Raw genomic sequence first — 26,636 nt, forward strand, 5'->3', positions numbered from 1 at the left:
CTCCCTCCATGACTATTTGCTGTCCGCGCGGATGAAGTCCACGAACGCGCGAAGCGCCGCGGGCATGTGGCGGCGGCTCGGATAATAGAGAAAGGGGCCCGGGAAACGCGACCACCAGCGCTCCAGGACCGGCTTCAAGGCGCCGCTCTCGAGGTGCGGGTGCAGCCAGTCTTCGAACCAGTAGACGAGGCCGGTGCCCGCGATCGCGGCGTCCACGAGGAGGTCCGTCGCGCTCCCGAGGCTGCCGACGAGCGGGCCGGTCGGGTCGACCTTCACGACCTCGCCGTCGCGCTCGAATTCCCACGGGCACAGCGCGCCGTTCGGGAAGCGGCCGCGCAGGCATGCGTGATCGAGGAGCTTGCGCGGATGGGTCGGGCGCCCGCGCCGCTCGAGGTAGGCGCCCGACGCCGCGAGCGCCAGGCGCTGCTCGCGCTGGCCGATCGGGACGGCGATCATGTCTTTCTCGAGCGTCTCTTCGTAACGAATGCCTGCGTCGCAGCCTGCGGCGAGGATGTCGACGAGCGTGTCGTCCGCCGTCACCTCGACGCGGATATCTGGATATGCGGCGAGGAACGGCGGCAAGATCCGTGGGAGCACGAGCCGCGCGGCGACGACGGGGACGTTCAACCGGAGCGTGCCGGCTGCCTTTTCGCTCGTGCTCTTCACGACGTCGAGCGCCGCTGCGATCTCGGCGAGCGCAGGACCGAGCCGCTCGAGGAGACGCGCGCCTGCCTCGGTCGGCGCGACGCTGCGGGTCGTCCGATGAAGAAGCCGGACGCCGAGCTCGCCCTCCAGCCGGCGCACCGCCTCGCTCGCGCTCGACGCGCTCGTGCCGCTCGTGCGGCTCGCCTCGCGGAAGCCGCCGGCGCGCGCCACCGCGGCGAAGACCCGGACATCGTCGAGATCCACTGCCATTGTTCGCCTTTCCGTACGGGCCGTACTGATTCGAGGCTCTTATCATACACCCCGCCGTGGCCTACCGTCGACAGCCATGACGGATATAGCCAAGGTCGGGACGTTCAAGATGGGCAGTCGCACGGTGAAGCGCTTCGGCTACGGAGCCATGCAGCTCGCCGGGCCGGGCGTGTTCGGACCGCCGAGAGACCGCGATGCCGCGCTCGCCGTGCTGCGCGAGGCGGTGGAGAGCGGCGTCGATCACATCGACACGAGCGACGTGTACGGGCCGCACGTCACGAATCAGATCATCCGCGAGGCGCTGCACCCGTATCCGAGGGATCTGGTGATCGCCACGAAGGTCGGCGCAAAACGCGGCCCACAGGGATCCTGGGAGCCGGCGTTCGCCGACGAGGACATCACGAGCTCGGTCCACGACAACCTGCGGAATCTCGGCGTCGAAGCGCTCGACGTCGTGAACCTGCGCATCCTGTTCGACGCGCAGGGAGCCGCGGAAGGCTCGATCGAGGCGCCGCTCTCCGCGCTCATGAAGCTGCAGCGCGAGGGCAAGGTCCGCCACATCGGTCTCAGCAACGTGACCGCGAAGCAGGTGGAAGAGGGGCGCGCGATGACCGAGATCGTGTGCGTGCAGAACCTGTACAACCTCGCGCACCGGCAGGACGACGCGCTGATCGACAGCCTCGCCGCGGCGGGCATCGCGTACGTGCCGTTCTTCCCGCTCGGCGGCTTCTCGCCGCTCCAGTCCTCGACGCTGTCCGACGTCGCGCGTCGGCTCGGCGCGACGCCGATGCAGGTCGCGCTCGCGTGGCTCCTGCGGCGCTCGCCGAATATCCTTCTCATCCCCGGGACGTCGAGCGTCGAGCACCTGCGCGAGAACCTCGCGGCGGCAGATCTCGACTTGCCCGACAATGCGATGAAGGCGCTCGATCGCATCTAGGGCGGGGTGCAGCTTCGTTTGTCGGCTCGAAGCTGCCGGAGGATCATCGCCGACTTCCCATCCGAGCGGGCGGATCCCCCGGTTCAACCTCCGCCGGATTCCAGCAAGACTCGAACTCAAAAATCGACATCGGCCCGTGCCCAAGCTGGCTCCCCCACGTTCTTCCTGGGGCGAAGGGGCCGGCGACAACGGCGGGCCGCTTCCGGGGCGCCGCGCTGTATGGGCCGGCCGGCTCCCCTCCATCCACACGTTGCGAGCTGCAGAGCTGGACCATGCGCAAGACTTATCTCATGGCGTCAATCTTCGTCGCGACCGCGCTCCTCGCGGCGGGCTGCAAAACGGGGACATGCGCGGATGCCGTCGAGCACGCCGAGGCCTGCGGGGTCGACGGCCTCGAGCTCGAGGACGACCTCGTCGGCTGCTCCGGACACGAGGAGTGTCGCGCGTCGTGCGTGCTCGACGCGCCCTGCGACGAGATCAAGGCGTCTTTCGCCGGCGGCACGGACCGCAACACGGAGGCCTGGCGCTGCTACGAGCAGTGCCCCCTCTCTGATTGATGGCCACTCTACCGATCGGTTGTTTCCGCACTCCTGTCTGCTCGTGGTCATCTCCGCGTTCGGGTTCCTGCGCCTGCCAGACTTCTTCCTGCGCATGCATCCCCCTGCGCTGGCGTACACCTTCGGCAGCTGGTGCGTGGCGCTGGCAGGCGTCCTCTACTCCTCGATGATCGAGTCCCGGCCCGTGCTGCACCCGTGGCTCATCGTCATCATGCTCTCCATCACGGTCCCTGTGACCACGCTGCTCTTGGCACGTGTGGCCCTGTTCCGCCGCCGTGCCGCGGGAGCGGCCTACGCTCCGCCTCCCCTCACTCCACGCCGCGACTCCTGAGGGCGGTTCTGCCTCATTCGGGCTCCTCGGCGCACGGCCGAGCAGGCACGATCAGCACGTCGCTGGCGACCTCACGCAGCACGTCTCCAGCGACCGTTCCGAGGAAGGCGTGAGCGACCCCGGAATAGCCGTGGGTGCCCAGCACCAGGAGGTCGCTGTCTGCCTTCTTGACTGCCTTCTCGATCACGCGCCGCGCGGAGCCGCATCGGACATGCATCTTCCAGGGCGGCGCCTCCGCTGGCCGCACCTTCGCCCGCGCAAGCGAGGCAGCGAGCAGCTTCACGAGCTGCTGTGTAGCTGCTTGCTCGAGCTCACTGCGCATTGCCTCTGCGCCCTCCTCCGGGAGGCTGCGATAGATGGCTCCGCGATAGGGAGTGTCGAATGCATGGATCACCATGACCCGCGGCCGCGGGGTCGGAATCAGCCGGAGCATCAGAGCGAGCACATCCGTGGATCCTTGCTCGGGATCGAGGGCGACCGCGGGCCGGCTGTACGCCGCGCGAGGAGCCAGCCGAACCGCCAGGACCGGGAGCTGCCCGCGACGGATGACACGCTCCGCGGTCGAGCCGAGAAAGATGTCCCGGAGCGCGCGGCTGCCGCCGCGACCCATGACGATGAGCTCGGCCGTCGTCGAGGTCGCGCAGCCCGCGATCTCCGCGGCCGGGGTGCCGACCTTCACCACCGGCTCGACGTCGACGCCTTCGGGCAGCGATCTTGCGAGGTGCCGCGCTTCGTTCACGAGTGATTTCCTGGCGTCCTGCTCGGCGCGTTCCTGGGCCTTGGCGGGGAGGTTGCCGGGAACGACGTGAAGCAGCGTGACGCGAGCTCCATCGGCCAGAGGTAGAAGTGCAACTCGGCCGAGGACGCGGTCCGCAATGGCCGTCAGATCGACGGGGACGAGCAGCGAATGGAAGCGCCCGGCCTCGTCCGTCTCGGGCTGCCCGTTGCCTGCCCCAGGGTTCTTCAGACTCTCGGTCATCGTGTGGCCTCCTCTCCATGAAGCAGGTCCCTTTTCGGAGAACGCCCTCCACCGCGCCTGGAACAGCCGCTCTAGGCGCGACGACCGCCTCGGGTGAACGCGGCCAGGCCCCTGGCGAGCGCCCTCGTCACGAGCGCCGCGGCGAGGCCAAGGATCCCGAGATCAGCGAGGCCGTGGTTCCGCAGCGCGACCGCCCCGACGATGCAATCGCCCACGAGCAGGACCACGAGCGAAAGGCCGAGGTGAAACCGGCGCGCGTCGTCGTGCGGCCACCCGGGCGCGGGCTCGGCCCTGGCTCCTCCGAAGGCCCGGATCCCGGCGGCGATCCCCAGGAGAAGCACCGCATACCCGGCGCCGAGCAGCGCCTCCAGCGCGACGCTCACGAGAGCTCGCCCTGCCCCGCGCCCGAGGGCGCTGCCCTCCCGGCGCTGTCGGGCGGCGCCTCGATCTCGGTGAAGAGGTTGTCCTGGGCCTCCGGCCCCGCGAGCTGCGGGACGCGATGGCGAACGCCGCGGTAGGCGAGGAGGAGGAGCGGCAGGGTGCCGCCGAGGATGAAGAGCACATCGCCCGGCAGGCGTATCCACTCCATGAGGCGGTTCGTCGGGTTCGTCAGGTACTGGAGCTCTCGAGCCTCGAAATACCCGTAGCTCACCGCGTGGTGGAGCTGCATGAGCCCGAGCGGGAACAGCGTGGCAAAGACCATCCACGCGAGCCCGACGTTCAGCGACCAGAAGCTGATCTTGGCCGCCCTGTCGGACCATTGCGCGGCGGGCATCAGGTAGCGCAGCGCGAAGAGCGCGAGCCCGGCGGCCAGCATGCCATAGACGCCCATCATCGAGGCGTGCCCGTGGTTGGCGGTCAGCGCGGTGCCGATCTCGTAATAGGACACGATGGGCAAGTTGATCAGGAACCCGAAGATCCCGGCCCCCAGGAAGTTCCAGAACCCCACGGCCACCAGGAACATGATCGCCCAGCGATGCGGGAAGGGCTTCGTCGACCGTTCGCCTTGCACGATCCCCAGGCGGAGGAAGGTCCACGCCTCCACCGTGAGGAAGGTCAACGGGATCACCTCTGCGGCCGAGAAGAAGGCGCCGAGCGCCATGTGCTCCACGGGCGTGCCGGAGAAGTACAGATGGTGCATGGTGCCGATCACCCCGCCTGCCGAATAGAGGATGATCTCCAGGTAGATGAGCCGCAGCGCGATCGCCTCGGCCACCACCCCCAGCAGGACGAAGAGATAGGCCACCATGAGCGTGGTGAACAGCTCGAGGAAGTCCTCCACCCAGAGGTGCACCACCCAGAAGCGCCAGAAGTCGGTGCTCGTGAAGTTTGCCCGCGGGTGCGCGAGGAGGCCCACGGCGTAGAAGGCCGGGATGGCCAGCGCGGCGAAGAAGAAGAGCCAGGGCATGTTGCCCCGGTGCTCGACGGCGAGCCGACCCCGGAGCACGCGGAAGAGCAGCGCCACCCAGGAGAACAGGCCGAGCGTCAGGAGCACCTGCCAGAAGCGGCCCAGATCGAGGTACTCGAACCCTTGGAGCGCGAACCAGATGCTGTCCGACGCGCCGTGGATGGCGAGGAGCTCGCCGAGGAGGCTTCCCGCGACGACGATGACGAGCGCCCCGAGCAGACCATAGGCGAGCCAGCTCTGGCCTCTCGGCTCGCGCCCGCTGATCATGGGCGCGATGAAGATGCCCGCGCCGAGATAGGAGACCGCGACCCAGAAGATGGCGAGCTGCAGGTGCCACGTGCGCACCAGGTTGAAGGGGAAGGCGCCGGCCAGGTTGATGCCGAAGAAGCTGGACAGCTCGGCGCGATAATGCTGCGTGGCGCCTCCGAGGACGGACTGGAGGGCGAACAGCAATGCCATGACCAGGAAGAACCACGCCGTCGCGCGCTGGGCTGGGGTCAAGGCGACCTCGCCCGGCTGGCGAAAGCTGAGCCGGTGCCCTTCCCGCCCGTGCCAACCGAGGAAGCGCCATCGCCCGAAGACCGCGAAGAGCAAGCCGATCCCGCCGAGGAGCGCGATGAGCGAGAGCACGCTCCATACCACCAGCTCGCCCGTGGGCTGGTTCCGGACGAGCGGCTCTGGAGGCCAGTTGTTGGTGTACGAGTAGGCCTCTCCGGGTCGCTCCGCCGCGGCGGTCCAGGCCGTCCAGGCGAAGAACGAGGTGAGCTGCGAGAGCTCGCGCGCGTCCGAGAAGAGGCCGGAGCGCAGGCCGTGCTTGCCGCTGGGCTGGGCGAAGAAGCGGCGATAGTGATCCTTCAGCAGCTCGAAGGCCTCTGCCTGGGCGTCGGTGAAGACCAGCGTCCCTGTCGCGGGATCATAGCGGTTTCGACGAAAATCGCCGACGGTGCGCGCGAGCGCCTCCGCCGAGCCCGCGCCGCCGTATCGAGAGGCGGCGTGGGAGGCGGCCCGACGGAGGTAATCGGCGGTGAAATCCGGGCCGAGGTAGGCGCCGTGGCCGAAGACGGATCCGTATTCCATGAGCCCGTTGCGCAGGAACAGCTCCTGACCCGTGAGCACGTCGTCGCCCGTGAACAGAATGCGGCCCGCAGGGTCGACCACCCGGGCGGGGATGGGTGGCTGTGCCGCGTAGGTGCGGTAGGCGAGCAGGCCGAGCACGAAGAACCCGAGCAGGAAGACGAGGGCCGTCGCCTGGACCCAGCCGCGCGAGATGAGGAGGTTTCGCCGTTCGGAGGAGCGCGCCATGGGAATGCCGGGAGCAAGCCGAGGAGGGCTCACCCCTTCTCCGAGATGACGACCGAGGAGGCTGCGTTGCGCGGCGTTCGTGCCGGGTACGATGACCTGGATGAGGAAGCGGGGGTCTTTCCGCGGACTCCTCGTGGCCGCTGCCGGCGAGCTCGTGCTCGAGGTTGGGCGGCGTTCGGCGCGCCTGGAGCTCGGCCGCGAGGGCCGGGATCGCGTACGCCGCTATGCGCGCGCGAAGTAGGTGCCGTGCTCGAGGTCGGCGAGCAGCCCCGCCTTCTCGGGCTTCCAGCCGAACCGCGCCTGCGTGAGCGCGCTCGACGCGGGGGTGTCGAGCGCGAAGAACCCGCCGAGCCAGCCGAAGTGCTCCTTGGGGACCGACTCGACAGGCACGCCGAGCTTGCGGCCGATCACGCCGGCGATGTCGCGGGTCGGGATGCCCTCGTCGCCGATCGCGTGGAGTCGCGCGCCGGCCGGCGCCTTCTCGAGCGCGAGGACGAACAGCCGCGCGGCGTCGCGCCGATGCACCGCGGGCCACCGGTTCTCGCCGCCGCCGACGTACCCGGAGCGCCCGGTCTTGCGCGCGATCTCGATCAGCATCGGGACGAACCCGTGGTCGCCGTCATCGTGGACCGATGGCGGCAGCCGCAGCGAGGACACGCGCACGCCGCGGCTCGCGAACGAGAGGGCGAGCTGCTCGGAGGCGGCCCGCAGGCCGCCGGCCGACGCGTCGGGCGCCTCGTCCTCGCTGGCGACCCGGCCCGGCGCGAAGCGCGCGATGCCGGAGGCGATGACGAGCGGGCGTCCGGAGCCGGCGAGCGCGCCGCCGAGCGCCTCGATCGCGCCGCGGTCCTTCTCGCAGTTACCGGCGTAGTCGGTGAAGTCGTCGTGCGAGAACGCGCAGTGGATCACCCCGTCGCACGCGGCGGCGCCGCGGCGCAGGCTATCGAGATCCGTGAGCGAGCCGCGGTGCACGTCGACGCCGGCGGCGGCGAGCCTCTCGGCGGACGCGTCCGAGCGCGCGAGACCGACCACGCGGTGGCCGGCGCGGGCGAGCTCGGGGACGATGGAAGATCCGATGAAGCCGCTGGCTCCCGTGAGGAAGATGCGCATAGGAAACCTCTCCTTGGTTCGCGATCCACCATGGCACCGCCGCGGCAACCGCGAAATACACGGCCGTCTCCAGTTCTTGCCCGATCGTCTACGCGGGGCTAGGCTGCCACCGTGATCCCCGGGAGCGACGAGCTGAAGAACCTCATCTCGCGCTGGTGCCCCAGCGACGGCGTGCACGCCTCGCCGGTGCCCGGGATTTCTTGCATCAAAGTCTCGCGCCCGCAGCAACGCGCGAAGCGGCACTGGCGCGCGTCGTTCTGCATCGTCGTGCAGGGCACGAAGGAGATCCTGCTCGAGCGGCAGGTCTTTCGCGAGCGGGAGCCGCACTACATCGTCAGTCCCATCGACCTGCCCGTGACGAGCCGGGTGATGGGCGTGTCGCCGGCGCAGCCGCTTCTGGGCCTGAAGATGGACTTCGACGCGGCGCTGCTGCGCGAGGTCGCGGCGCAGCTCGACGGCGCGCGGCCGGACGGCCTCGAGAACCCGGGGCGCGCGATCTTCATCGGCAAGGCGAGCGACCGTATGCTCGACGCCGCGGTCCGGCTGGGCGCGCTGCTCGCGACGCCCGACGACGCGGCCGTGCTCGCGCCGCTCGTGAGGAAGGAGCTGACCTTTCACCTGCTGAAAGGCCCCGACGGCCCGGCGATCCGCCAGCTCGTGCGCGCGGGCAGCCAGGCGCACCGCATCGCCGAGGCGGTCTATCACCTGCAGGCGTCGCTCGACGAGGACGTCGACATCGCCGCGCTCGCGCGCGCCGCAGGGATGAGCCGGGCGGCGTTCTTCAAGCGGTTCAAGGAGGCCACCGCCATGAGCCCGCTGCAGTACCAGAAGCGCCTGCGCCTGCTCGAGGCGCGCCGCCTGATGGTCGAAGAGGGCGCGGGCGCCGAGGTCTCGGCGTTCCAGGTCGGCTACACGAGCGCCTCGCAGTTCAGCCGCGAGTATTCGCGCATGTTCGGCAACTCGCCGCTGCGCGATGCCCGCGCGCTGAAGCAGAAGGCCGCGGTCGTCCAGGACATGTAGTCCGGCCGCTGCCATCGACGTCCTTCGTTCCCGCTCCCCCATCCCGCCCCCGTGGCCGCCTCGATCTGAAAGATCGAGCTCGCCAAGAAACCGCTCGGCGCCTTCGCCGTAGGACTGGGCACCGCTCGACACGAGCGCGGCGATGCGTCGAACGCCGAAGCATGCGGCCGTATCCGGACACGGGCTCGCCCGTGGACGCCGCACGACGGTGGCAATGCGCGGATGGTGCGTCGCGGACAGCGCAAACCATCAGAGAATGGAGAGGCAGCTATGAGAAAGTCATTTGGCGCCCTGTTGCTCGTATCCCTCGCGTCGGCCTGTCTGAGCGCCTGCGGGGGTGAACCCGAGAGCCCCGCGGACGGCCAGAGCGCCGTCGGATTCGTGTTCGTGGGGACGAACCACAACAACACGCACGACGCCGGCGAACCTGCCAACCAGGTCACCGTGTACCGCAGGTTCGCCGATGGATCGCTCGAGCTCGCCGATCACGTCGACACCGGCGGCCAGGGGTCCGGGCCCTCGGCGCGCTTCGCCGGCGATGGTCTCGGCTCGTCCCATTCGATGGTGCTCAGTCAGGACCGGGCATTCCTCCTCGTCACGAACGCCGGCAGCGACACGCTCTCCGCGCTCCGCGTCCGAAAGGACACCCTCGAGGTCACCGACGTCCAGCCCACCAGCGATGGCGCCGGGCCGGGCTTCCCGAACAGCGTGACCCAGCACGGCGATCTCGTCTATGCGCTGAACGGCGCCGGCGAGGGGAGCGTCACCGGCTTCCGCCTGAGCGACGAGGGGAAGCTCACGCCGATCCCCGGCTCGACCCGGCTGCTCTCCGCGAACCAGGCCAGCCCGCCGGACACGCTGTTCAACCCGGCCCAGGCGTCCTTCACGCCGGATGGGAGGCAGCTCGTCGTCACGATCAAGGACGGGCCCGCCGCGGGCCTGATCGGCGGCGTGACCCCGACCGGCCCGAGCCGGGTGCTCGTGTTCGACGTGCTCGATGACGGCCAGCTCGCGCAGACGTTCACGCAGACCGAGCTCGACAACGACGGTCCGTTCGGGTTCTCGTTCGACGCGGCCGGGCACCTGCTCACGGCCATGTTCGTGGGCGGCGATGATCTCGCCGGCGCGGCCGGATCGTTTCAGATCAACGCGGACGGCACGCTCACGCCGATCACGCGGAACGCGAAGGTGAGCCAGCTCGATCCGTGCTGGCTCGAGAACAACGGGGAGTTCGCGTTCACCGCGAATTACACCTCGGGCACCCTCTCGAGCTTCCGTATCGGCGACGACGGCAGCCTGACCGTGCTCGACGAGCAAGCCGGCCTCACCGACGAGCGCGCGGGCACCGCCGGCGCGAGCCAGCAGGGCTCGACGCCGCTCGATCTCGGCATCAGCCCCGATGGCAGGTTCCTCTACGACGTCCTGCCTGGCTCCGGCAAGGTGGGCGCCTGGCGGATCGAGGACGACGGCGGCCTCACCAAGATCGGCGAATACGGCGGGCTCCCCAGGACCGTCGACGGCGACAGGGCGCCTGAGGAGCGCTTCGGCCCCGGCGGGAGCCCGGCCGGCATCGGCGTGCTCTGAGCCTCACGGGCCCATTCCACCGCATCCATCCACGCTCAACTCAAGGAATCGAATCATGCATAACGATGCCAAGGACGATCGACGCGCGGTCTACGTGATGACGAACGCGACCCCGAATGCCATCCAGGTGTTCCACCGGGCGGGCGACGGCATGCTCTCCCCGGGGGCGTCCTACCCGACGGGCGGCAACGGCCACGCCCCGAACCCTCCGCTCGGCTTCCCGATCCTCGAGTCCCAGAGCGCCCTGGTCCTGAGCCGGGACGGGCGCATGGTCTTTGCCGTCAATGCAGGGAGCGACACGATCTCCTCGTTCGTCGTCCGCCGAGGCGGGGAGCTCCAGCGGGTCGGCCTTGTCTCCTCGAACGGCACGCGCCCTGTCTCCCTCGCGCTTCACGAGGGCGTGCTCTACGTCGCGAGCGCGGACAGCAAGAGCATCCAGGGATACCGTGTCGGCCACACGGGAGAGCTGACGATGCTCGCCGGCGCCTCGCGCTCGCTGAGCGGCTCCGGTATCGCCACCATCGCGTTCAACCGGACGGGCGATGTCCTTGTGATCGCGAGCCGCGGCGACGGCGAGCCGATGGGGAGCCTCGAGACCGTCACCGTCGACGACCACGGGATGCCCGGGCCGGTCCGCCGGCAGGACGTGGTGAAGGCCGGCCAGGCGCCGTTCGGCTTCACGTTCGATCGGCGCGGCCACGTCATCCTCTCGAACCTGTCGCTGACCGGCGACAGCTCGGTCTCGCGCTACAGCGTCGCCCCCACCGGGGAAATGCGGCTCATCGCGGAGCAGCGCATCTTCACGACCGCGGCGTGCTGGGTGGCGACCGCGACCGCCGGCCCCTCGACGTTCGCGTTCATCACGTCGGCGGGCTCGCGCTCTGTCACCGCCCTCCGCGTCGACAGGAGCGGCAGCCTGACGCCGGTGGGGCCGCTGAGCGCGACGGAGCAGGCGGCGTTCACGAGCGGACTGGCCCTCGATTGCGCCGTGAGCATGGGCGACGACTTCCTCTACGTGCTGAGCCCTGACGGGTTCAGCGTGCCCCCCTTCACCGGCGCGGGCCCGGCCGTCGTCCACGGCTACCGGATCGAGCCGAGCGGCGCGCTGACCTCGCTGGGCCCGCCGGTAGGCCGCTTGCCCCAGGGCGCTACCGGGCTCGCCGCGGTGTAGCCGGGGCGATGCGGCAGGCGCCTCCAACGAACCGCGGGAATCTCAAGAGCCCGGCCAGCGCTCGCCCGCGCTGTTCCCGGGCTGCTTGCTTCCTGGATGAACGCGGGCGCGATCCTCGGTCAGCGAGCGGCGGATCGATGGGTGGCGTGGGATTCGGCGAAGTCCCAGACGAGCTTGCGGAGGGGTTCGGGGGCTTCGAACTGGGGGAGGTGACCGGCGTTGGGGAGCAACGCAAAGCGGGCGCCGGGGATGGCGGCGGCGTAGGCGCGGCCGTAGTCGGGGGTGCAGATGCCGTCGCTGTCGCCCCAGAGGACGAGCGTGGGCTGGGAGATGGCGGCCAGCCGTGGGCGCAGGGTCGGATCGGTCATGGTGCCGCCGTAGGTGCGCAGGGCGGCCCGGTTGGCGGCCATGGCGGCGCGCTGGGCGTCGCTCAGGCTGGCCGGATCGATGCGGAACGGTTCTGGGTTGTGGTAGCTGAGCTCAGCCAGCTGGGGCAGGGTGAGAGAGAAGATGTCGGCGACGGGCTGGCCGGCGACGTCGATGCCGACAGCGTCGACGAGGAGGGTGCTGCTGATGCGCTGGCTCTGCAGAAGGGCGAGCTCGGCGGCGATCCAGCCGCCGATGGAGCTGCCGACGACGGTGACATCGACGAGATCGAGGTCGTCGAGCAAGGCGCGGTAGAGCTGGGCGAGGCCGGCGATGGTGGTCAGCCATTGCGGGCGATGGGTCCCGTCGAAGCCAGGATGAATGGGAACGATCACCCGGGCGTGGTGGCGTTCGGCAAGGGTCCTGGCGAAGCCGGCCACGGATTGCGGACCGGCGCCGCCGTGCAGCAGCAGGAACGGGTGTCCGGCGCCGTACGCGTCGACGGTGACATCGAGTTGGCCGTGGCCGGGCATGGTGAGGGTGTGCGTTGCCATGGAGGCTCCTTGTCGGCGGGCGGCGAGCGCGCTCGCCGAACCGCTCGTGGTAAGGCTCTTTTCGAAGCCGCACGCGCGCGGATCGTCCCGCTCGGGCGCGCCGTGGCGGCTTCGATGACTCGACCCTAGCGCCTTGCCCGACGGCGGACATTGTCCGGACGTGCCAGAAAGGTGGCACGCGACGCCAAGCGCACGGTGTCCTGCGATCTCGCCAGAGGCCGCGCGCTGCCAGGGATCGAGCCGGCGCGCGGGCCCGGCGCTCTAGGGAACCCGGCGCGCCGGCGCCTCGTCGGGACGCGGCTGTGTCGTGGCGCCTGGCGAAAGCGAAGCGCGGTACTCGGCTGGCGTGCGCCCGCTCCACCGCCGGAACGCCCGGTAAAAGGCGCTGAGCTCACGGAACCCGACGAGCCATGCGACCTCGGCGATCGATCGCTGCTCGTCGGCGAGGAGGCCCGCCGCCATCTCGTATCGGACCTGATCGATCACCGACTCGAAGGTCTGGCCCTCGCTCGTGAGCCTCCGCTGGAGCGTGCGCCGGCTCGTCCCCAGCGACTTCGCGACGCGGGCGATGTCGGGCGAGCCGTCGCGCAGGAGGCCGAGGAGCGCTTCCCGCGTCCGTGCGGACCAGGTCTCCTTGGTCGCCAGGGCGGCGAGGAGCGCCTCCGCTGAGCGGGAGACGATCTCCTGAAGCACGGCGTCGTGCTGAGGCAGCGGCTGGTCGAGCGCGGCGTCATCGAAGATCAGCCGCGGCACCGGCGCGCTCCACGCGATCGGCGCGGCGAAGATGCGCTCGTGAGGCCGCACGTCGGCCGGGGCCGCGGACGCGAGCTCGACGCGCGCCGGGGAGATCGGCGCGCCGGTGAAGGAGCGGCCGAGCATCAGCATCGTCGCGCTGCCCAGCTCCGCGAGCTGGCGACGGCCTTCCGGAGCGGCCATGGCCGTCTTCCCCTGGGACCGGAGCACGATCGACGTGAGGCGCGCCGCGCGATCGCGCTCGAGCTCGAGGCGGACTCCTTCGTTCCAGAGCCTGAAATAGCGAGCGGCCCGCTCGTAGGCGGCGCGGAGCGTGGGGCTCGTGGAGGCCGCATAGGTGGCGACCCCGAAGCGGCGCGGATCCGCCGCCTTCGCAAGGCGAAGCCCGAGATCGTCGACGCGGGTCAGCTCGACGGCGGCGGCCAGGAGCTCGGGGAGCTTCTCGGCCGGACCTCGGGCGTCGACGCCGTCCAGCGCGATGCCGGCGAGCACCTCGGCGCGGAGGCGGCTCGCAGCGCCGGGGGCGAGCTGATCGGCGAACGTGAGAATCGACAGGAAGGCGCCGGCAGCAGCGCTGTGGCTCGGTGTCGCGTCTTTTGTGCCGCGCGGAGGCATCGTCCGGGGTGAGGGGTAAGAGGAGCAAACGCCTTCTCGAGAATCAAGAGATTTATGGCCTCGTGCGCGAGGGGACGAGCGCCGGACCACGCAAGTTGTCTGAAATGGGCGAGGAACATGCGTCGCGTCGAGCAGAATCCTCACGCGTCCTCTGGCACATCGGATGCCGGACTCCGGCGAGGGGTCGCGATGCCTGTCACCATCCTTTTCCTGAGCGCCAACCCTTCCGGCACCAGGCAGCTCGACCTCGACGAGGAATACCGGGACATCGAGGACGAGCGGATGCGAGCGCGCCTGCGCGACGCGTTCGAGTTACGCCCCGTCCTCGCCGCGCGCATCGAGGACGTGGGCCGTGCGCTCCAGCAGTACGGGCCCGTCGTGGTGCACTTCGGCGGCCACGGGCAGCACGCCGGGCCCGCCGCCGGCGGGCGCGACGTTCGCCCGATCCCGGGCGCCGGACGCCCTCTCGACGAGCGCACGGAGCTGCTGCTGAACGACGCGGCCGGGCGCCCTGCGCCGGTCCCGAGCGAGGCGCTCGCGAAGCTGTTCCAGCTCGAAGGGGGCTCGGTGCGCTGCGTGGTGCTCAACGCCTGCTACTCGCTCGCGCAGGCGAAGGCCATCGCGCAGCACGTGGACTGCGCCATCGGGACGTCGAGCGCGATCGGGGACCAGGCCGCGATCGCCTTCTCGAAGGGGCTCTATCGCGGGCTCTTCAACGGTGACAGCATCGAGAAGGCGCTCGCTCTGGGCCGCATCGAGGTGGATCTTGGGCGTCTCGGCGATTCCAAGGTGTACGAGCTCTGTCCGCGCGTCCCTGGAACATCGGAGAAGCTCGGCCTCGCGGAGCTGCCGAAGGTGCAATTCAGGGTGCCGCTCGCGCGCAACCCGTCCTTCGTTGGCCGCGACGAGGAGCTCGAACAGCTGCACCGGATGCTGCGGGAACCGCGACCCCGCGGCAGGCGGCCTGTGCTGCTCACGGGAATGGGCGGGATCGGCAAGACGCAGCTCGCGGTCGAGCACGCCTTCAAGCACGAGGCGAGCTATCCGGACGGGGTATACTTCATCAACGCCACCGGCGACAACTGGCGGCCAGCGATCGCGAAGCTCGCGGTCGACCTGGATCTGAAGGCGGAGGCAGCGCCGGAGGCGGAGCGGCAACTCCGGCTCGTGGCGGCGCTCGACGCGTACCTGCGGGCGCGGCCGGAGGCGCTGGTGATCTTCGACTATGTCGAGAACCCCGCCGATCTCGGGACGGACCGCGCGGCCGGCCTCGTGCCGGCGAACCTGGGATGCCGCGTCCTCGTGACGACGCGGCGGCGCGACGCGCTCTTCGAGAGCATCGATGTCCCGGTGTTGCCGGAGGATGCCGCGGTGAAGCTCCTGCTCTCGAAGCGGAGAGCGCGGGAGCCGGCCGACGACCCCAAGGTGGCGGGCAGGATCTGCCGGCGGTTTGGCGCGATGCCGTTGGCCATCGAGCTCGCGGCGGCGTTCCTGGGCAAGAACCCCGCGATCTCGCTCGCTGGCTACGCGCGCCGGATGGAAAAATATGGACTGCTGAGGGCGACCGACACGACCGGCGTCACGCCGGAAGAGCTCGCGATGCGGCACGAAGCCACGGTGAAGGCGACGCTGCAATCGCAGTGGGACGCGCTGGAGAACGCCGACGCACGAGAGGTGCTGAAGACAGCCGCGCTGCTGGAGGTGGCTGCGGACATCCCGCAAGCGCGCCTCTCTCTGCTCACCGGGCTCGCGAGCGAGGCAGAAGAAGGGTTTCCGATCCCACTCCATGATGCGCTTCGGGAGATCAGCGCGCTGTCTTTCGTCGAGCCGATGAGGGGACGGGACGTCGTCCGCCTGGAACCGCTGGTGTGGGAGTTCGTGAAGCAGAAGATCGAAGCACCGGAGGCGTTCGCCGCGACCTGCGGGGAGCGGCTGGGCGAGGCGCTCTGGGAGTTGGATCGGCTGCACAAGGAGGTGGCGAAGAGGAAAATCGACGAGGTGCTCACGGACCTGCGGATCGGGATCAAGCTCGCGGGGGAGCCCGGGCGAGCCAGGCTGGAGGCGCTGAGCCGGCCGCTGGATCGAGAGTCCAGCATTCTGCGCAGGTGGGATCCGGAAAAGGCACCCGAGTTCCTTCTCCAGCAGCTCCGCAATCGATGCCTGGACATGGGGATCGGGGAGATACGGACGCGGGCGGAAGCGAAGCTCGGGGAGCACCGGTGGTCCTGGCTGCGCGAGCGCTTTCCCTTCAGCCGTGACTCCGAGGCGCTCCTCCGCACCCTCGGAGGGCATGCCTCGCTTGTGTTCGGCGTGGCGGTGACGCCGGATGGTCGTACCGCCGTCTCTGCCTCCGTCGACACGACACTCAAGGTGTGGGACCTAGGGACGGGGCAGGTCCTCCGCACGCTCGAAGGGCATACCGAAATTGTAATCGGCGTGGCGGTGACGCCGGATGGTCGTACTGCCGTCTCCGCCTCCTATGATAAGACGCTGAAGCTGTGGGACCTAGGGACGGGGCAGGTCTTCCGCACGCTCGAAGGGCATACCGAATGGGTGCTCGGCGTGGCGGTGACGCCGGATGGTCGTACCGCCGTCTCTGCCTCCGTCGACACGACACTCAAGGTGTGGGACCTAGGGACGGGGCAGGTCCTCCGCACGCTCGAAGGGCATGCCTCGCTTGTGTTCGGCGTGGCGGTGACGCCGGATGGTCGTACCGCCGTCTCCGCCTCCCGGGATAAGACGCTGAAGGTGTGGGACCTAGGGACGGGGCAGGTCCTCCGCACGCTCGAAGGGCATGCCTCGCTTGTGTTCGGCGTGGCGGTGACGCTGGATGGTCGTACCGCCGTCTCCGCCTCCCAGGATAAGACGCTGAAGGTGTGGGACCTGGGGACGGGGCAGGTCCTCCGCACGCTCGAAGGTCATACTGAAGCTGTGAGCGGCGTGGCGATGACGCCGGATGGTCGTACCGCCGTCTCCGCCTCCTGGGATAAGACGCTGAAGGTGTGGGACCTGGGGACGGGGCAGGTCCTCCGCACGCTCGAAGGGCATACCCATATCGTGAACGGCGTGGCGGTGACGCTGGATGGTCGTACCGCCGTCTCCGCCTCGTATGACAATACCCTGAAGGTGTGGGACATTGTCGAGACGCTCCAGGCCATCACGACCCTGAAAACCCATTCACACATGCATTGCTGCGCCACCACAACGGACGCCAAGACCATCCTCGCTGGAGACGCCGCGGGCGCTCTGCACTTCCTCGACTGGATCCATCCGCCGAGCGCTTGACGCGCCCCGGCGCGCCGGCCGTGGTGTGGCCGCCGAGCGCCGTTCCCATCGAGGCTCACGTCCGCTTCGTGACAATGCGGAACTGCCTTGCGGTCCAGTCCTCCCCCGGCGCTGACCTGGGGCGCACCTCGCGCTGGTCGTTCTCCTCCGCATCGAGCGCCTCGCGCAGCCGGAAGAGCGCGTCGCGCGCGGCCTCCTCCCTCATGTCGATGGACCGGGTCACGGGCTCATTGATCGGGGTGTGCAGCAGCCACAAGAAATCGGTATCACCGACCGTCGCGAAGATCTTGATGACGTCAATCGACGAGGCGCGCCCCTCGGACAGGAAGAATTGCAACGGGAATCGGCTCTCCTTGTTGGTATCCACGGTGGAATACCGCTGCGTGGGGAACATGCGCCCTCCGGGCGGCGCAGGCTCGAGAGCACGGATCCCCCAGTCCTCGCCGAGGCCGATGACGGCGACGTTGACAGGGCTGCTGCTGTCGTTCACGACGTGGACGAACACCCAGGCGTCAGGCTTCATCACGTACGCTTCGCCGCTCGGCTCGATCACGGCCCCGCCCACAGCTGGCTTGCCCACCGACCACGCCGGCGGCGGGGCGAGGAGCTCGATGCGGAGCCTGTCCTTGAGCCCCGAGAGAGGGGCGGTAACCTCCAGGATGGTCTGATACCGGAGAAGATGGACAAGTCGAGCGACCACGACCTCGGCGCCGTCCGGTGCGTCGATCGCCACCGTCCCCACGTTGGGGGCTTCCCTGACCCGTCCCAGATCTCGTAGTGTCGATCCTTGTCGAGAGCGACCTGGTAGTACGGTGCCTCGCCGGTGGCGAGCTCGAGAAAACCTCGCCCTCGCGTCTTGATCTCGGCTCCCACGGCGCCGAGCGCCCGATCCTGATCGATCCCGGGCGCCAGGTCGTCCCTGTGAAACAGATTGACCGCGCGCCGCAGCGCGATGGATCCCACGTCCTCGAGAACCGCAGGGGCGCCCAGCTTCACAGCCTCGATCGCGGCGCCCTCCTCCAGCGACGCCCAGCTCTCCACGGCCATCATCTTTTCGATGGTCGCGACGCCCACGCGCCGGTCGACCTGCGTGAAGTCTGTCGTCCCCAGCGGGTAAATTCCGAACTTGGCGCCCGTGGGGGTCCCGGTCACTCGACCGGCACCCAGCTTTACTCTCCGCCTCGCAACGTCGACGTCCTTGACCGTCACCGTGCTCACGACCGGCCGCAGCTTGCTCCCGAGGATCTGCCGCGCCCCCTGACCGAGGAGCTGGGGTGTCTGCGACGGATACCTGCTGTGCACGTGCGCAAGCACGCGCTCGTAGAGCGTCTTCCAGGTCTGGTCGTCGCCGGCCTCTGTGAGCGCCTTGATGAATGCCGTCGTCAACACGCCTCCCGCCTCGTCACCTCTCTGCAACTCGATCGCTGTCTCCACGTCGCGGCACGCCGCGAGCAGCACGTAGTCCTTGGCCTCGGGGAGCCAGGTCGTGGCGGCGGCACCGCGGAGCGCCCTGCCCGTTGCCTCGAGCCGATTCCACGAGGCGCTCAGCGCGTCGTCGGGGGCTACGCCGCCCGTCGGGCGCTCCGTGGTGTCAAGCGTCGGATCGGCGCCCTTGCGGGCGCCCGTCGCGCACCGCGGCGCGAAGTCGTTTCCACGCGTCGCGTCACCGGAGTGGCAGCTATCGAGCACGACGGTCACGGTCGCCTGATTTTTCGTCGTGAGCGCGTCGAGGTAATGCGCGATCTCGAGATCTCGCAGATAGGGTGTCGAGCCATCCCCAATGTCCATTGGCACGAGCGTCTCGTCGACCCCACCAGGCTTCAAGTGGGTGAACATCGTCGGTACGCGGCCCCCGTGGCCGGAATAGTGAATGTACACATGGTCGCCCGGCTGCGTACTGGCGAGCAGCTCATCCAGCGCCGCCTTCATGTTGCTGTACGTGGGCCAGGTCTTCCGATCCCCACCGGGCGCGCCGCGCCCGATGTTGGGCGCAAGGAGCTTCGTGCTCTTGTACGGCATGGTGATCCGGGCGCTCAGGATCTTGTCGATGCGCTCCACGTCGCTCACGCAGCAGCGCAACGACACGTACGTGGCGTCATTCGAGAGCCGGTTCGGGAGATAGACGTCGATGCCGATGAGCAACGCCCGGAACGTCGGGCCCGTGTCCCGAGCGCTGCTCATCCCCGGATCGTCGGTTTCGTGGTTCGGTTGGCCGATCATGGGGTTTCTCCTGCGCGTGCGTCGAAGGCTGCGCCTGGGCGCGGCGTGGTCGTGCGGCGTGACGACCGTCACTCCAATACATCGAATCGCGAACTGGAGAGGTCAAGGGAACCCCTCGTGATCTCGTTGTTGTCATCGATCTCCGTGGCACAGGCTGCCTTCATCGAGGCAGAGCCGGGTTGGCGCGATTTCCGCATTGACGCAATAATCGAAGCTCTGGGAGCGACGATCGGGACGCCGCCGGCCCGGATGGCGGCGGCGAACGCGGCGAGCTTCACGAGGACGCCGTGGGAGGAGCCGTTCTCCGCGTCGCCCGATGGGGCCGACTCGGGCTGCACGCGAGCGCTGGGCTGTCGCCGTGCGCATCGCGGAGGCGCGCGGCGAGCTGCACGGGAGCTCCGGGCTCTTCAGCGGGGCCCACGCGGCTCGAATGGCCGGGCGTCGCTCTCATGCTCTCGTCGCTGACGAGCGACACGAGCGCCGCCTCCCGCGGTCCCGCCGCCCCCGGCGCCCGCCGCAAGACGTTGCTGGCGTGCCGCAGCCGACCCCGCAGCCCGCCACGAGCCGCAGGCCATGACACGGCGAGAAGCGCGATCGAAGCGTATCCATCGGATATTCCAGCCCATCATGTGGCCTCCCACCCGCTGGCCGGCGCGGGAACACCGCCCTCCCCGGCGACCCGCCTCGCACGGCGCTCGCGCCCCGGCGCGCGCCCCGCGAACCCGCGTGCCCCTGTCGGCTGGGGCACGGTATGCTTGTCGCACCATGAAGTACTCTCCCGGCCTGCTCCTCTCGGCGCTTCTCGCTGGCGCCTGCGGAGGTGGCGAGGCACACCCATCGGGTTCGACCATGACCGCAAGCTCCTCTCTGCTCCCCACCGCGGCCAGCGCCGCGCCCGCTCCCGCGTCCGAAGGTCCCAGCCGCCCCGCCTACCCGCCCACCCGCGTCGCCCCGGTGACGGACGCCGTGCATGGGGTCGAGATCACCGACCCGTACCGCTGGCTCGAGGACGGCAGCGCGCCCGAGGTGAAGGAGTGGATGAAGGCCCAGGACGCGTTCACGCGCGCCGAGCTCGCCCGGCTCCCCGAGCGGGACGCGATCGCGTCAAGGCTGAAGCAGCTCTTCTACATCGATGCGGTCTCCGCGCCGCGCCACCGCCGGGGCCGGTACTTCCTGAGCCGACGGCACGCGACGAAGGAGAAGTCGGTCGTCTACTGGAAGGAAGGAAAGAGCGGCGAGGAGCGCGTGCTGTTCGATCCGAACACCTGGTCCGACGATGGCAGCGTCTCGCTGGGCGGATGGGAGGTGTCGTGGGACGGCAAGAACGTCGCCTACAAGATCCAGCAGAACAACTCGGATGAAGCGACCCTCCATGTGATGGATGTCGCGTCCGGCAAGCGCTCCGACGTGGATGTCATCGAAGGGGGCAAGTACGCGGTTGCGTCATGGACGCCCTCCGGCGACGGCTTTTACTACGTCTGGCTCCCCACCGACCCGTCCATCCCTGTCGCCGAGCGGCCGGGTTACGCGGAGGTGCGCTTCCACCGGCTCGGCCAGGATCCGAAGCAGGATCGCGTGGTGCGCGGCAGGACGGGCGATCCAAGGACGTTCCTTGGCGCGTCCCTCTCCAAGGATGGCCGCTTCCTGATGCTCACCGTCTCCCACGGGTGGACCTCGGCGGACGTCTACTTCCGCGATCTCCGCCGGCCGGGCGGGCCCGCCGTGGACAAGCCGCTCGCGGTCGGGCGCGACGCCCACTACAGCGTCGAGGTCTACAAGGACAGGTTCTACGTCCACACCGACGAGGGCGCGCCGCATTATCGCGTCTTCGAGGTCGATCCGGACAGGCCGGAACGCGCTGCGTGGAAGGAGATCGTCCCGGAGCGCCCCGACGCCACGCTGGACAGCGTATCCATCGTGGGTGGGCACCTCGCGCTGAGCTATCTCAAGGACGCTTCGAGCCGGGTCGAGGTGCGCACGCTCGACGGCAAGCTGGTCCGCGAGGTCCCGCTGCCGGGCATCGGCACCGTCGGCGGCCCTTCCGGGCTGCCCGACGAGGACGAGGCGTATTTCTCGTTCGAGTCCTACACCTCGCCTCACGAGATCCACGCGACCTCGATCAAGACGGGTCGGACCGAGCTCTATGCGCGCGTCGAGGTGCCCGTCGATCCGTCGCCCTTCAGCGTCGAGCAGACCTTCTTCCCCTCCAAGGACGGCACGAAGATCTCGATGTTCATCGTCCGCCGCAAGGACATGAAGAAGGACGGGAGCTCCCGCGCGCTGCTCTATGGCTACGGGGGGTTCCAGATGTCGCAGACCCCCGCGTTCACCGCATCGATGTACCCCTGGCTCGAGCGGGGCGGCGTGTACGCGGTGGCGAACCTGCGCGGCGGCGGCGAGTACGGGGAGGCGTGGCACCGGGACGGGATGCTGCTGAAGAAGCAGAACGTCTTCGACGACTTCATCGCCGCCGCGGAGCACCTGGTCGGCGAGGGGTACACGCGGCCCGAGCGGCTCGCCATCCTGGGCGGCTCGAACGGCGGCCTGCTGGTCGGCGCCGCGCTCACGCAGCGGCCCGACCTGTTCGGGGCCGTCCTCTGCGGCGTCCCCCTGCTCGACATGGTGCGATACCACCTGTTCGGCTCCGGCAAGACGTGGATCAGCGAGTATGGCTCCGCCGACGATCCGGAGCAGTTCAAGGCGCTCTACGCCTACTCCCCCTATCACCACGTCCAGGCGGGGAAGCGGTATCCGCCGGTCCTCCTGATGTCGGCCGACAGCGACGATCGGGTCGATCCCATGCACGCGCGCAAGTTCGCCGCCGCGCTGCAGTCTGCGAGCGCGGGCGGTCCGGTCCTGCTCCGCATCGAGCGGAACGCCGGGCACGGCGGCGCGGATCTCATCAAGGCGGCTGTCGCGAAGGGCGCCGACCAGATCTCGTTCGCGCTGTGGGCCACGAGCGCGCAGGCGCCGGCAAACAAGTCAAACAAGTAACGAGTCGAGGCGGCGCGCGGCGCTGCGCATGACGGGCGCCGCGCGTGCGGCGCGCGACGCTCGTACGCCGCAAGACGCATGAGGCGCGCGGCGCACCACGAGAGCCGCGCAGGAGGCGCGGGACGCGCGCCGCGGGCGGGGCGACGGACAGGCTTGCGGCTCCGCGCCGCGACGGCTAACAACGCGCCGCTGTGCGAACGCTTCACCCCGTAGCCGGGGCCTCGCGCCGCGGGCCTTTGATCTCGCGCCCCCTCGCGGCCGCCGTCTCGGCGCTCGCGGAGGGCCCGCGCGCGCCGCTCGCGGACCTCGCCGATCCTGCGGCGGTCCTGGCCGGGCTCATGGACCTGCACGGGAGCGTCTCGCTCGCGCGCGAGCTCTCGCTCCTCGACCGCCACGCCGCGCCTCCGCGGGCGTCCGAGGGCGCGCGCGCCGAGGTTCGGGCGCTCGCCGCCGATCGCCTCGGCGAGCTCGCGGAGGCGCTCGACCACGTGTTCGCCGCCCCGTTCCACCGGCGGAACAAGCTCCCCGACGCGGCGGCGGTGCACGCGACGCTGGAGCAGACCGGGGTGCTGCCTGCCCGCGCGGCCCGCGACCGCGGGGGGCGCCCGCTCGCGTCCGCGGCAGGGCAGCTCTGGGAGCCGTTCGGAGAGCTCGTGGGTCGCGTCCTCGGCCGCATCCGGCTCGAGACGCGCGCGCTGCGCGAGGAGCTCGCGCCTTCGCTGCGGGCGCTCGGCCCGGACGCGGCGCGGCTCGAGCGGCTCGACGCCGCGATCTCCTCCGCCACCCAGAAGCGGCGCGAGCGCGCGCTCGCCGAGCTCGTCCCCGGGCTCTCGCGCGCCTTCGCGCGGGCCTTCCGCGCGGCCGTGGGCGCGCTGCCGGAGGGGGCCGGGCTCGAGGACGTCGCGGGCTGGTTCGGGCAGGAGCAGTGGCTCCTGCGGGAGCTCCAGCGCATGGAGCGCGTGGTCCAGGCGGTGCTCGCGCACGAGGCGGGCCGGTTGCTCTCGCTGGTCGACGGGGCGGCGGCGGCGGGCGCGCCCGCGTAGCTCGCGGGGGGCTTCACGATGCGGCTCGCGACGGCGCGGCAGTGGACGACGCGGATCCTGGTGCTCCTCACCGGCGGGGTCGGCCTCGCCCTGGTGGGGCGGGCGGCGCTCGTCTACCGCGGGGCGGACCCGCTCGCGTACCGCCTCGTGCAGCTCATCGCGCTGGGGCTCGCGCTGGGCACGCTGGAGCTGTTCGTGCGCGCGGGGCGGGCTGTCCGGATCGAGCGCGAGCTCGGCGCGCTGCCGCGGCCGGCGACGCGGGCGGCGATCGAGCAGAGCGGCGCGCCGCTCCGATCGATGCTCGAGGCGCGGATCGCCGGCGCCGCGCTGCCCCCGGCGAGCGCCACGTTCGCGTCGTACCTCGTCGGCCTGCTCGTGATGATCGGGCTGCTCGGCACGTTCCTCGGCCTGTTCGAGACGTTGCGGGGGGCTCGCGAGGCGCTGACGATGAGCGCCGACGTCGACGCGCTGCGGGAGAGCCTGGCCGCGCCCATGCAGGGCCTCTCGCGCGCGTTCGGCACCTCGGCGGCGGGCGTCGCGGCGTCGGGGATGCTCGGGCTCGCCGGCGTGCTCCTTCGCCGGGCCGAGGCGCGGGCCGCGGCGGCGCTCCAGGCCTACGCGTCGGGCCCGCTCGCGGCCCTCACGGTGGCGGGGCGGCAGCTCGCGGCGCTGGAGGCGCTCGCGCGGCAGGGCGAGGCGCTCCCCGCCGCAGCGGCGTCGCTCCACGAGGCCACGGGCCGCCTCGAGCGCCTCGAGGAGCGGCTGCTCGCGGTCCAGGTGGAGGGCGCGCGCCAGGCCGCCGCGTCGTTCGCGGCGGCCGCGGCCGAGGTCCGCGGCGACATCGCCGCGGGCCTCCGACAGACCGCCGACGTCGCGGCGAGCGTGGTCAGGCCGATCCTGGCGGAGGCGGTGGAGCGCGCCGGCGCGGCCGCGGGCGGCGCGCTGCAGGCGGTCGAGCGGCGCCTCGACGAGGAGGCGCGCGCGCGGCGGGAGGCGGATGTCGCGACGGCCGCGAGGCTGGAGGGCCAGGCGGAGCGGCTGTCGTCGGTGGTGGGGGGGGCGATCGAGCGGCTGGAGCGAGCGCACGCGGCGCGCGCAGCGGAAGCTGCGGAGCGGCAGGCGGGGCTGGACGCGGAGCGTGCAGCGCACCTGACGGCGCTGGGCGAGTCGCTGTCGGGCGCGCTGTCGGAAGCGGCGCGGGCGGCGCAGGCGGCGCCGGAGGCGGCGTCGCGGCTGATCGGGGAGGCGTCGGAGCGGCTGTCGGCGCGCGCGGAGGCGGACGCAGCGCGGGACGCGCGGCTGGACGCGCTGCTGGAGAAGCTGTCGGAGGCGACGGCGGGGATGGCGGGGAGCGCGCGGGAGCAGGCGGAGCGGGTGGCTGCGCTGGCGGAGGCGGCGGAGCGCAGCGGCGCGGAGCGCGAGGCGCGCGCAGAGGCGCGCGTGACTGCGCTGGGCGAGGCGGCGCGGGCGCAGCTTGCGGAGCAGGCGGCGCGGCTGCTGGCGTTCGAGGAGCGGCTCGACGGAGCGCGGCGGGAGGCGGCCGACGGGCTCGCAGAGCGGCTCAGCGTCCACGCCCGCGGCCTCGGCGAGAGCCTGGCGCAGCTGGAAGGGGGCGTGGCGTCGCGGTTGGAGCGGATGGGAGAGGGCGCGGCGTCGCGGCTGGAGCGGATGGAAGGGGGCGTGGCGTCGCGGCTCGAGCAGATGGAAGAGGGCGCTGCGAAGCGGCTCGCTCGGCTCGACCAGGAGGCCGCCGCGCGCCGGCACGAGCTGGAGACGGCGTCGGCGTCGAGGCTGGAGGGCCAGGCGGAGCGGCTGTCGTCGGTAATGGGGGAGGCGATCGAGCGGCTGGAGCGGGCACACGCGGCGCGCGCAGCGGAAGCTGCGGAGCGGCAGGCGGGGCTGGACGCGGAGCGCGCGGCGCACCTGACGGCGCTGGGCGAAACGCTGTCGGGCGCGCTGTCGGAGGCGGCGCGTGCGGCGCAGGCGGCGCCGGAGGCGGCGTCGCGGCTGATCGGGGAGGCGTCGGAGCGGCTGTCGGCGCGTGCGGAGGCGGACGCAGCGCGGGACGCGCGGCTGGACACGCTGCTGGAGAAGCTGTCGGAAGCGACGGCGGGGATGGCCGGGAGCGCGCGGGAGCAGGCGGAGCGGGTGGCTGCGCTGGCGGAGGCGGCGGAGCGCAGCGGCGCGGAGCGCGAGGCGCGCGCAGAGGCGCGCGTGACTGCGCTGGGCGAGGCGGCGCGGGCGCAGCTTGCGGAGCAGGCGGCGCGGCTGCTGGCGTTCGAGGAGCGGCTCGACGGAGCGCGGCGGGAGGCGGCCGACGGGCTCGCAGAGCGGCTCAGCGCCCACGCCCGCGGCCTCGGCGAGAGCCTGGCGCAGCTGGAAGGGGGCGTGGCGTCGCGGCTGGAGCGGATGGGAGAGGGCGCCGCGAAGCGGCTCGAGCAGATGGAAGAGGGCGCTGCGAAGCGGCTCGCTCGGCTCGACCAGGAGGCCGCCGCGCGCCGGCACGAGCTCGAGACGGCGTCGGCGTCGAGGCTGGAGGGTCAGGCGGAGCGGCTGTCGTCGGTGGTGGGGGACGCGATCGAGCGGCTGGAGCGAGCGCACGCGGCGCGCGCAGCGGAAGCTGCGGAGCGGCAGGCGGAGCTGGACGCGGAGCGCGCGGCGCACCTGACGGCGCTGGGCGAGGCGCTCTCGGGCGCGCTGTCGGAGGCGGCGCGGGCAGCGCAGGCGGCGCCGGAGGCGGCGTCGCGGCTGATCGGGGAGGCGTCGGAGCGGCTGTCGGCGCGCGCGGAGGCGGACGCAGCGCGGGACGCGCGGCTGGACGCGCTGCTGGAGAAGCTGTCGGAAGCGACGGCGGGGATGGCGGGGAGCGCGCGGGAGCAGGCGGAGCGCGTAGCTGCGCTGGCGGAGGCGGCGGAGCGCAGCGGCGCGGAGCGCGAGGCGCGCGCAGAGGCGCGCGTGGCGGCGCTGGGCGAGGCGGCGCGGGCGCAGCTTGCGGAGCAGGCGGCGCGGCTGCTGGCGTTCGAGGAGCGGCTCGACGGAGCGCGGCGGGAGGCGGCCGACGGGCTCGCAGAGCGGCTCAGCGCCCACGCCCGCGGCCTCGGCGAGAGCCTCGAGGCAACCGCAGCCGTCGTGCGGGAGGCCTCGGAGCTCGTGCGGGCCGGCGGTGCCGAGATGACGGCTGTGGCGGAAATGTTCACCGTAGCGGTCGACCGTTACCGCGACGCGAGCGATCGCTGGCTGAACAGCCTGGGGGCGATCGAGGACGCGATCGAGCGGCGGGAGCACGGCGAGGCGACGGACCTCCTCGGCGCTTACCTCGACCAGACCCGTGAGGTCTTCGATCACTCGCTGCAGTTCCAGCGCGAGCTCTTCTCCGAGCTGCGGGCGCTGAGGAGCAAGACGAGCTGATGCGCCGCGCCTCGCGTGCGTCCGGCCCTGGTCTCCCGCGCCTCGCGATCGTGGGCTCCGAGGATCGTGGCGAGCGCTCACCGC

Annotated in this window: 19 protein-coding genes; 10 read left to right on the forward strand and 9 right to left on the reverse strand. The window is 70.9% G+C overall.

The window, feature by feature from the left end; translation table 11 throughout:
* Positions 1–12: 12 nt before the first annotated feature.
* Positions 13–915 (reverse strand): LysR family transcriptional regulator, encoded by a 903-nt coding sequence (locus POL72_RS16310; RefSeq protein ID WP_272096273.1) that lies wholly within the window; start codon positions 913–915, stop codon positions 13–15.
* A gap of 76 nt (positions 916–991) precedes the next feature.
* On the opposite strand from POL72_RS16310, the gene POL72_RS16315 reads away from it, so the two are divergent.
* From POL72_RS16315 to POL72_RS16325, 3 genes are all read left to right on the forward strand, one after another.
* Complete coding sequence (locus tag POL72_RS16315; protein WP_272096274.1) at positions 992–1,852, forward strand: aldo/keto reductase family oxidoreductase; 861 nt, start codon at positions 992–994, stop codon at positions 1,850–1,852.
* Positions 1,853–2,124: 272 nt separating this feature from the next.
* A complete protein-coding gene (locus tag POL72_RS16320; RefSeq protein WP_272096275.1) occupies positions 2,125–2,409 on the forward strand; it encodes a hypothetical protein in 285 nt (94 codons plus the stop codon).
* Positions 2,410–2,428: 19 nt separating this feature from the next.
* A complete protein-coding gene (locus tag POL72_RS16325) occupies positions 2,429–2,740 on the forward strand; it encodes a monovalent cation/H(+) antiporter subunit G (protein WP_272096276.1) in 312 nt (103 codons plus the stop codon).
* Between the two features lie 13 nt (positions 2,741–2,753).
* Here the strand turns inward: POL72_RS16325 and POL72_RS16330 are convergent, their stop codons facing one another.
* From POL72_RS16330 to POL72_RS16345, 4 genes are all read right to left on the reverse strand, one after another.
* Complete coding sequence (locus POL72_RS16330; RefSeq protein ID WP_272096277.1) at positions 2,754–3,719, reverse strand: universal stress protein; 966 nt, start codon at positions 3,717–3,719, stop codon at positions 2,754–2,756.
* Between the two features lie 71 nt (positions 3,720–3,790).
* Entirely contained in the window at positions 3,791–4,102 is a 312-nt protein-coding gene (locus POL72_RS16335; RefSeq protein WP_272096278.1) for a hypothetical protein, read from the reverse strand.
* Positions 4,099–6,429, reverse strand: coding sequence for a nitric-oxide reductase large subunit (locus POL72_RS16340; protein ID WP_272096279.1), 2,331 nt, complete (start codon positions 6,427–6,429; stop codon positions 4,099–4,101). Before POL72_RS16340 ends, POL72_RS16335 begins: the two co-directional genes overlap by 4 nt.
* A 222-nt stretch (positions 6,430–6,651) precedes the next feature.
* Positions 6,652–7,539, reverse strand: coding sequence for an SDR family oxidoreductase (locus POL72_RS16345; protein ID WP_272096280.1), 888 nt, complete (start codon positions 7,537–7,539; stop codon positions 6,652–6,654).
* Positions 7,540–7,650: 111 nt separating this feature from the next.
* Here POL72_RS16345 and POL72_RS16350 point away from each other — a divergent pair, with 111 nt between their 5' ends.
* The 3 genes from POL72_RS16350 to POL72_RS16360 all read left to right on the forward strand — a co-directional run bounded on the left by POL72_RS16350 (position 7,651) and on the right by POL72_RS16360 (position 11,314).
* A complete protein-coding gene (locus tag POL72_RS16350; RefSeq protein WP_272096281.1) occupies positions 7,651–8,559 on the forward strand; it encodes an AraC family transcriptional regulator in 909 nt (302 codons plus the stop codon).
* 270 nt (positions 8,560–8,829) lie between these two features.
* On the forward strand, positions 8,830–10,143 hold the full coding sequence (locus POL72_RS16355) for a lactonase family protein (protein ID WP_272096282.1): 1,314 nt from the start codon (positions 8,830–8,832) through the stop codon (positions 10,141–10,143).
* A 55-nt stretch (positions 10,144–10,198) separates the two neighbouring features.
* The gene (locus tag POL72_RS16360; protein ID WP_272096283.1) at positions 10,199–11,314 is read left to right on the forward strand and encodes a lactonase family protein; all 1,116 of its coding nucleotides are present in this window, start codon (positions 10,199–10,201) and stop codon (positions 11,312–11,314) included.
* A 119-nt stretch (positions 11,315–11,433) separates the two neighbouring features.
* Here POL72_RS16360 and POL72_RS16365 read toward each other — a convergent pair whose 3' ends face one another.
* Both POL72_RS16365 and POL72_RS16370 read right to left on the reverse strand, forming a co-directional pair.
* Positions 11,434–12,234 carry an alpha/beta fold hydrolase gene (locus POL72_RS16365; protein WP_272096284.1) on the reverse strand — a complete coding sequence of 267 codons (801 nt, stop codon included), beginning with the start codon at positions 12,232–12,234 and terminating at the stop codon, positions 11,434–11,436.
* Between the two features lie 261 nt (positions 12,235–12,495).
* Positions 12,496–13,602 (reverse strand): AraC family transcriptional regulator, encoded by a 1,107-nt coding sequence (locus tag POL72_RS16370; RefSeq protein ID WP_272096285.1) that lies wholly within the window; start codon positions 13,600–13,602, stop codon positions 12,496–12,498.
* A 189-nt stretch (positions 13,603–13,791) separates the two neighbouring features.
* Between POL72_RS16370 and POL72_RS16375 the strand changes: the two genes are divergently transcribed.
* Positions 13,792–16,887, forward strand: a complete 3,096-nt coding sequence (locus POL72_RS16375; protein WP_272096287.1) for an AAA family ATPase — start codon at positions 13,792–13,794, stop codon at positions 16,885–16,887.
* Between the two features lie 55 nt (positions 16,888–16,942).
* On the opposite strand, the gene POL72_RS16380 is transcribed toward POL72_RS16375, so the two are convergent.
* Together POL72_RS16380 and POL72_RS16385 are read right to left on the reverse strand one after the other, a co-directional pair.
* A complete protein-coding gene (locus tag POL72_RS16380) occupies positions 16,943–17,410 on the reverse strand; it encodes a hypothetical protein (RefSeq protein WP_272096288.1) in 468 nt (155 codons plus the stop codon).
* 26 nt (positions 17,411–17,436) lie between these two features.
* Positions 17,437–19,068, reverse strand: coding sequence for a caspase family protein (locus POL72_RS16385; protein WP_272096289.1), 1,632 nt, complete (start codon positions 19,066–19,068; stop codon positions 17,437–17,439).
* An 888-nt stretch (positions 19,069–19,956) separates the two neighbouring features.
* Between POL72_RS16385 and POL72_RS16390 the strand changes: the two genes are divergently transcribed.
* From POL72_RS16390 to POL72_RS16400, 3 genes are all read left to right on the forward strand, one after another.
* Positions 19,957–22,101 (forward strand): prolyl oligopeptidase family serine peptidase, encoded by a 2,145-nt coding sequence (locus tag POL72_RS16390; RefSeq protein ID WP_272096290.1) that lies wholly within the window; start codon positions 19,957–19,959, stop codon positions 22,099–22,101.
* A 236-nt stretch (positions 22,102–22,337) separates the two neighbouring features.
* Positions 22,338–23,144: a hypothetical protein gene (locus tag POL72_RS16395; RefSeq protein WP_272096291.1), complete on the forward strand. Its 807-nt coding sequence runs from the start codon at positions 22,338–22,340 to the stop codon at positions 23,142–23,144.
* A gap of 18 nt (positions 23,145–23,162) precedes the next feature.
* Positions 23,163–26,552, forward strand: a complete 3,390-nt coding sequence (locus POL72_RS16400; protein ID WP_272096292.1) for a hypothetical protein — start codon at positions 23,163–23,165, stop codon at positions 26,550–26,552.
* The last annotated feature ends 84 nt before the right edge of the window (positions 26,553–26,636 follow it).

It is taken from the genome of Sorangium aterium, assembly GCF_028368935.1.
Classification (GTDB): domain Bacteria; phylum Myxococcota_A; class Polyangia; order Polyangiales; family Polyangiaceae; genus Sorangium; species Sorangium atrum.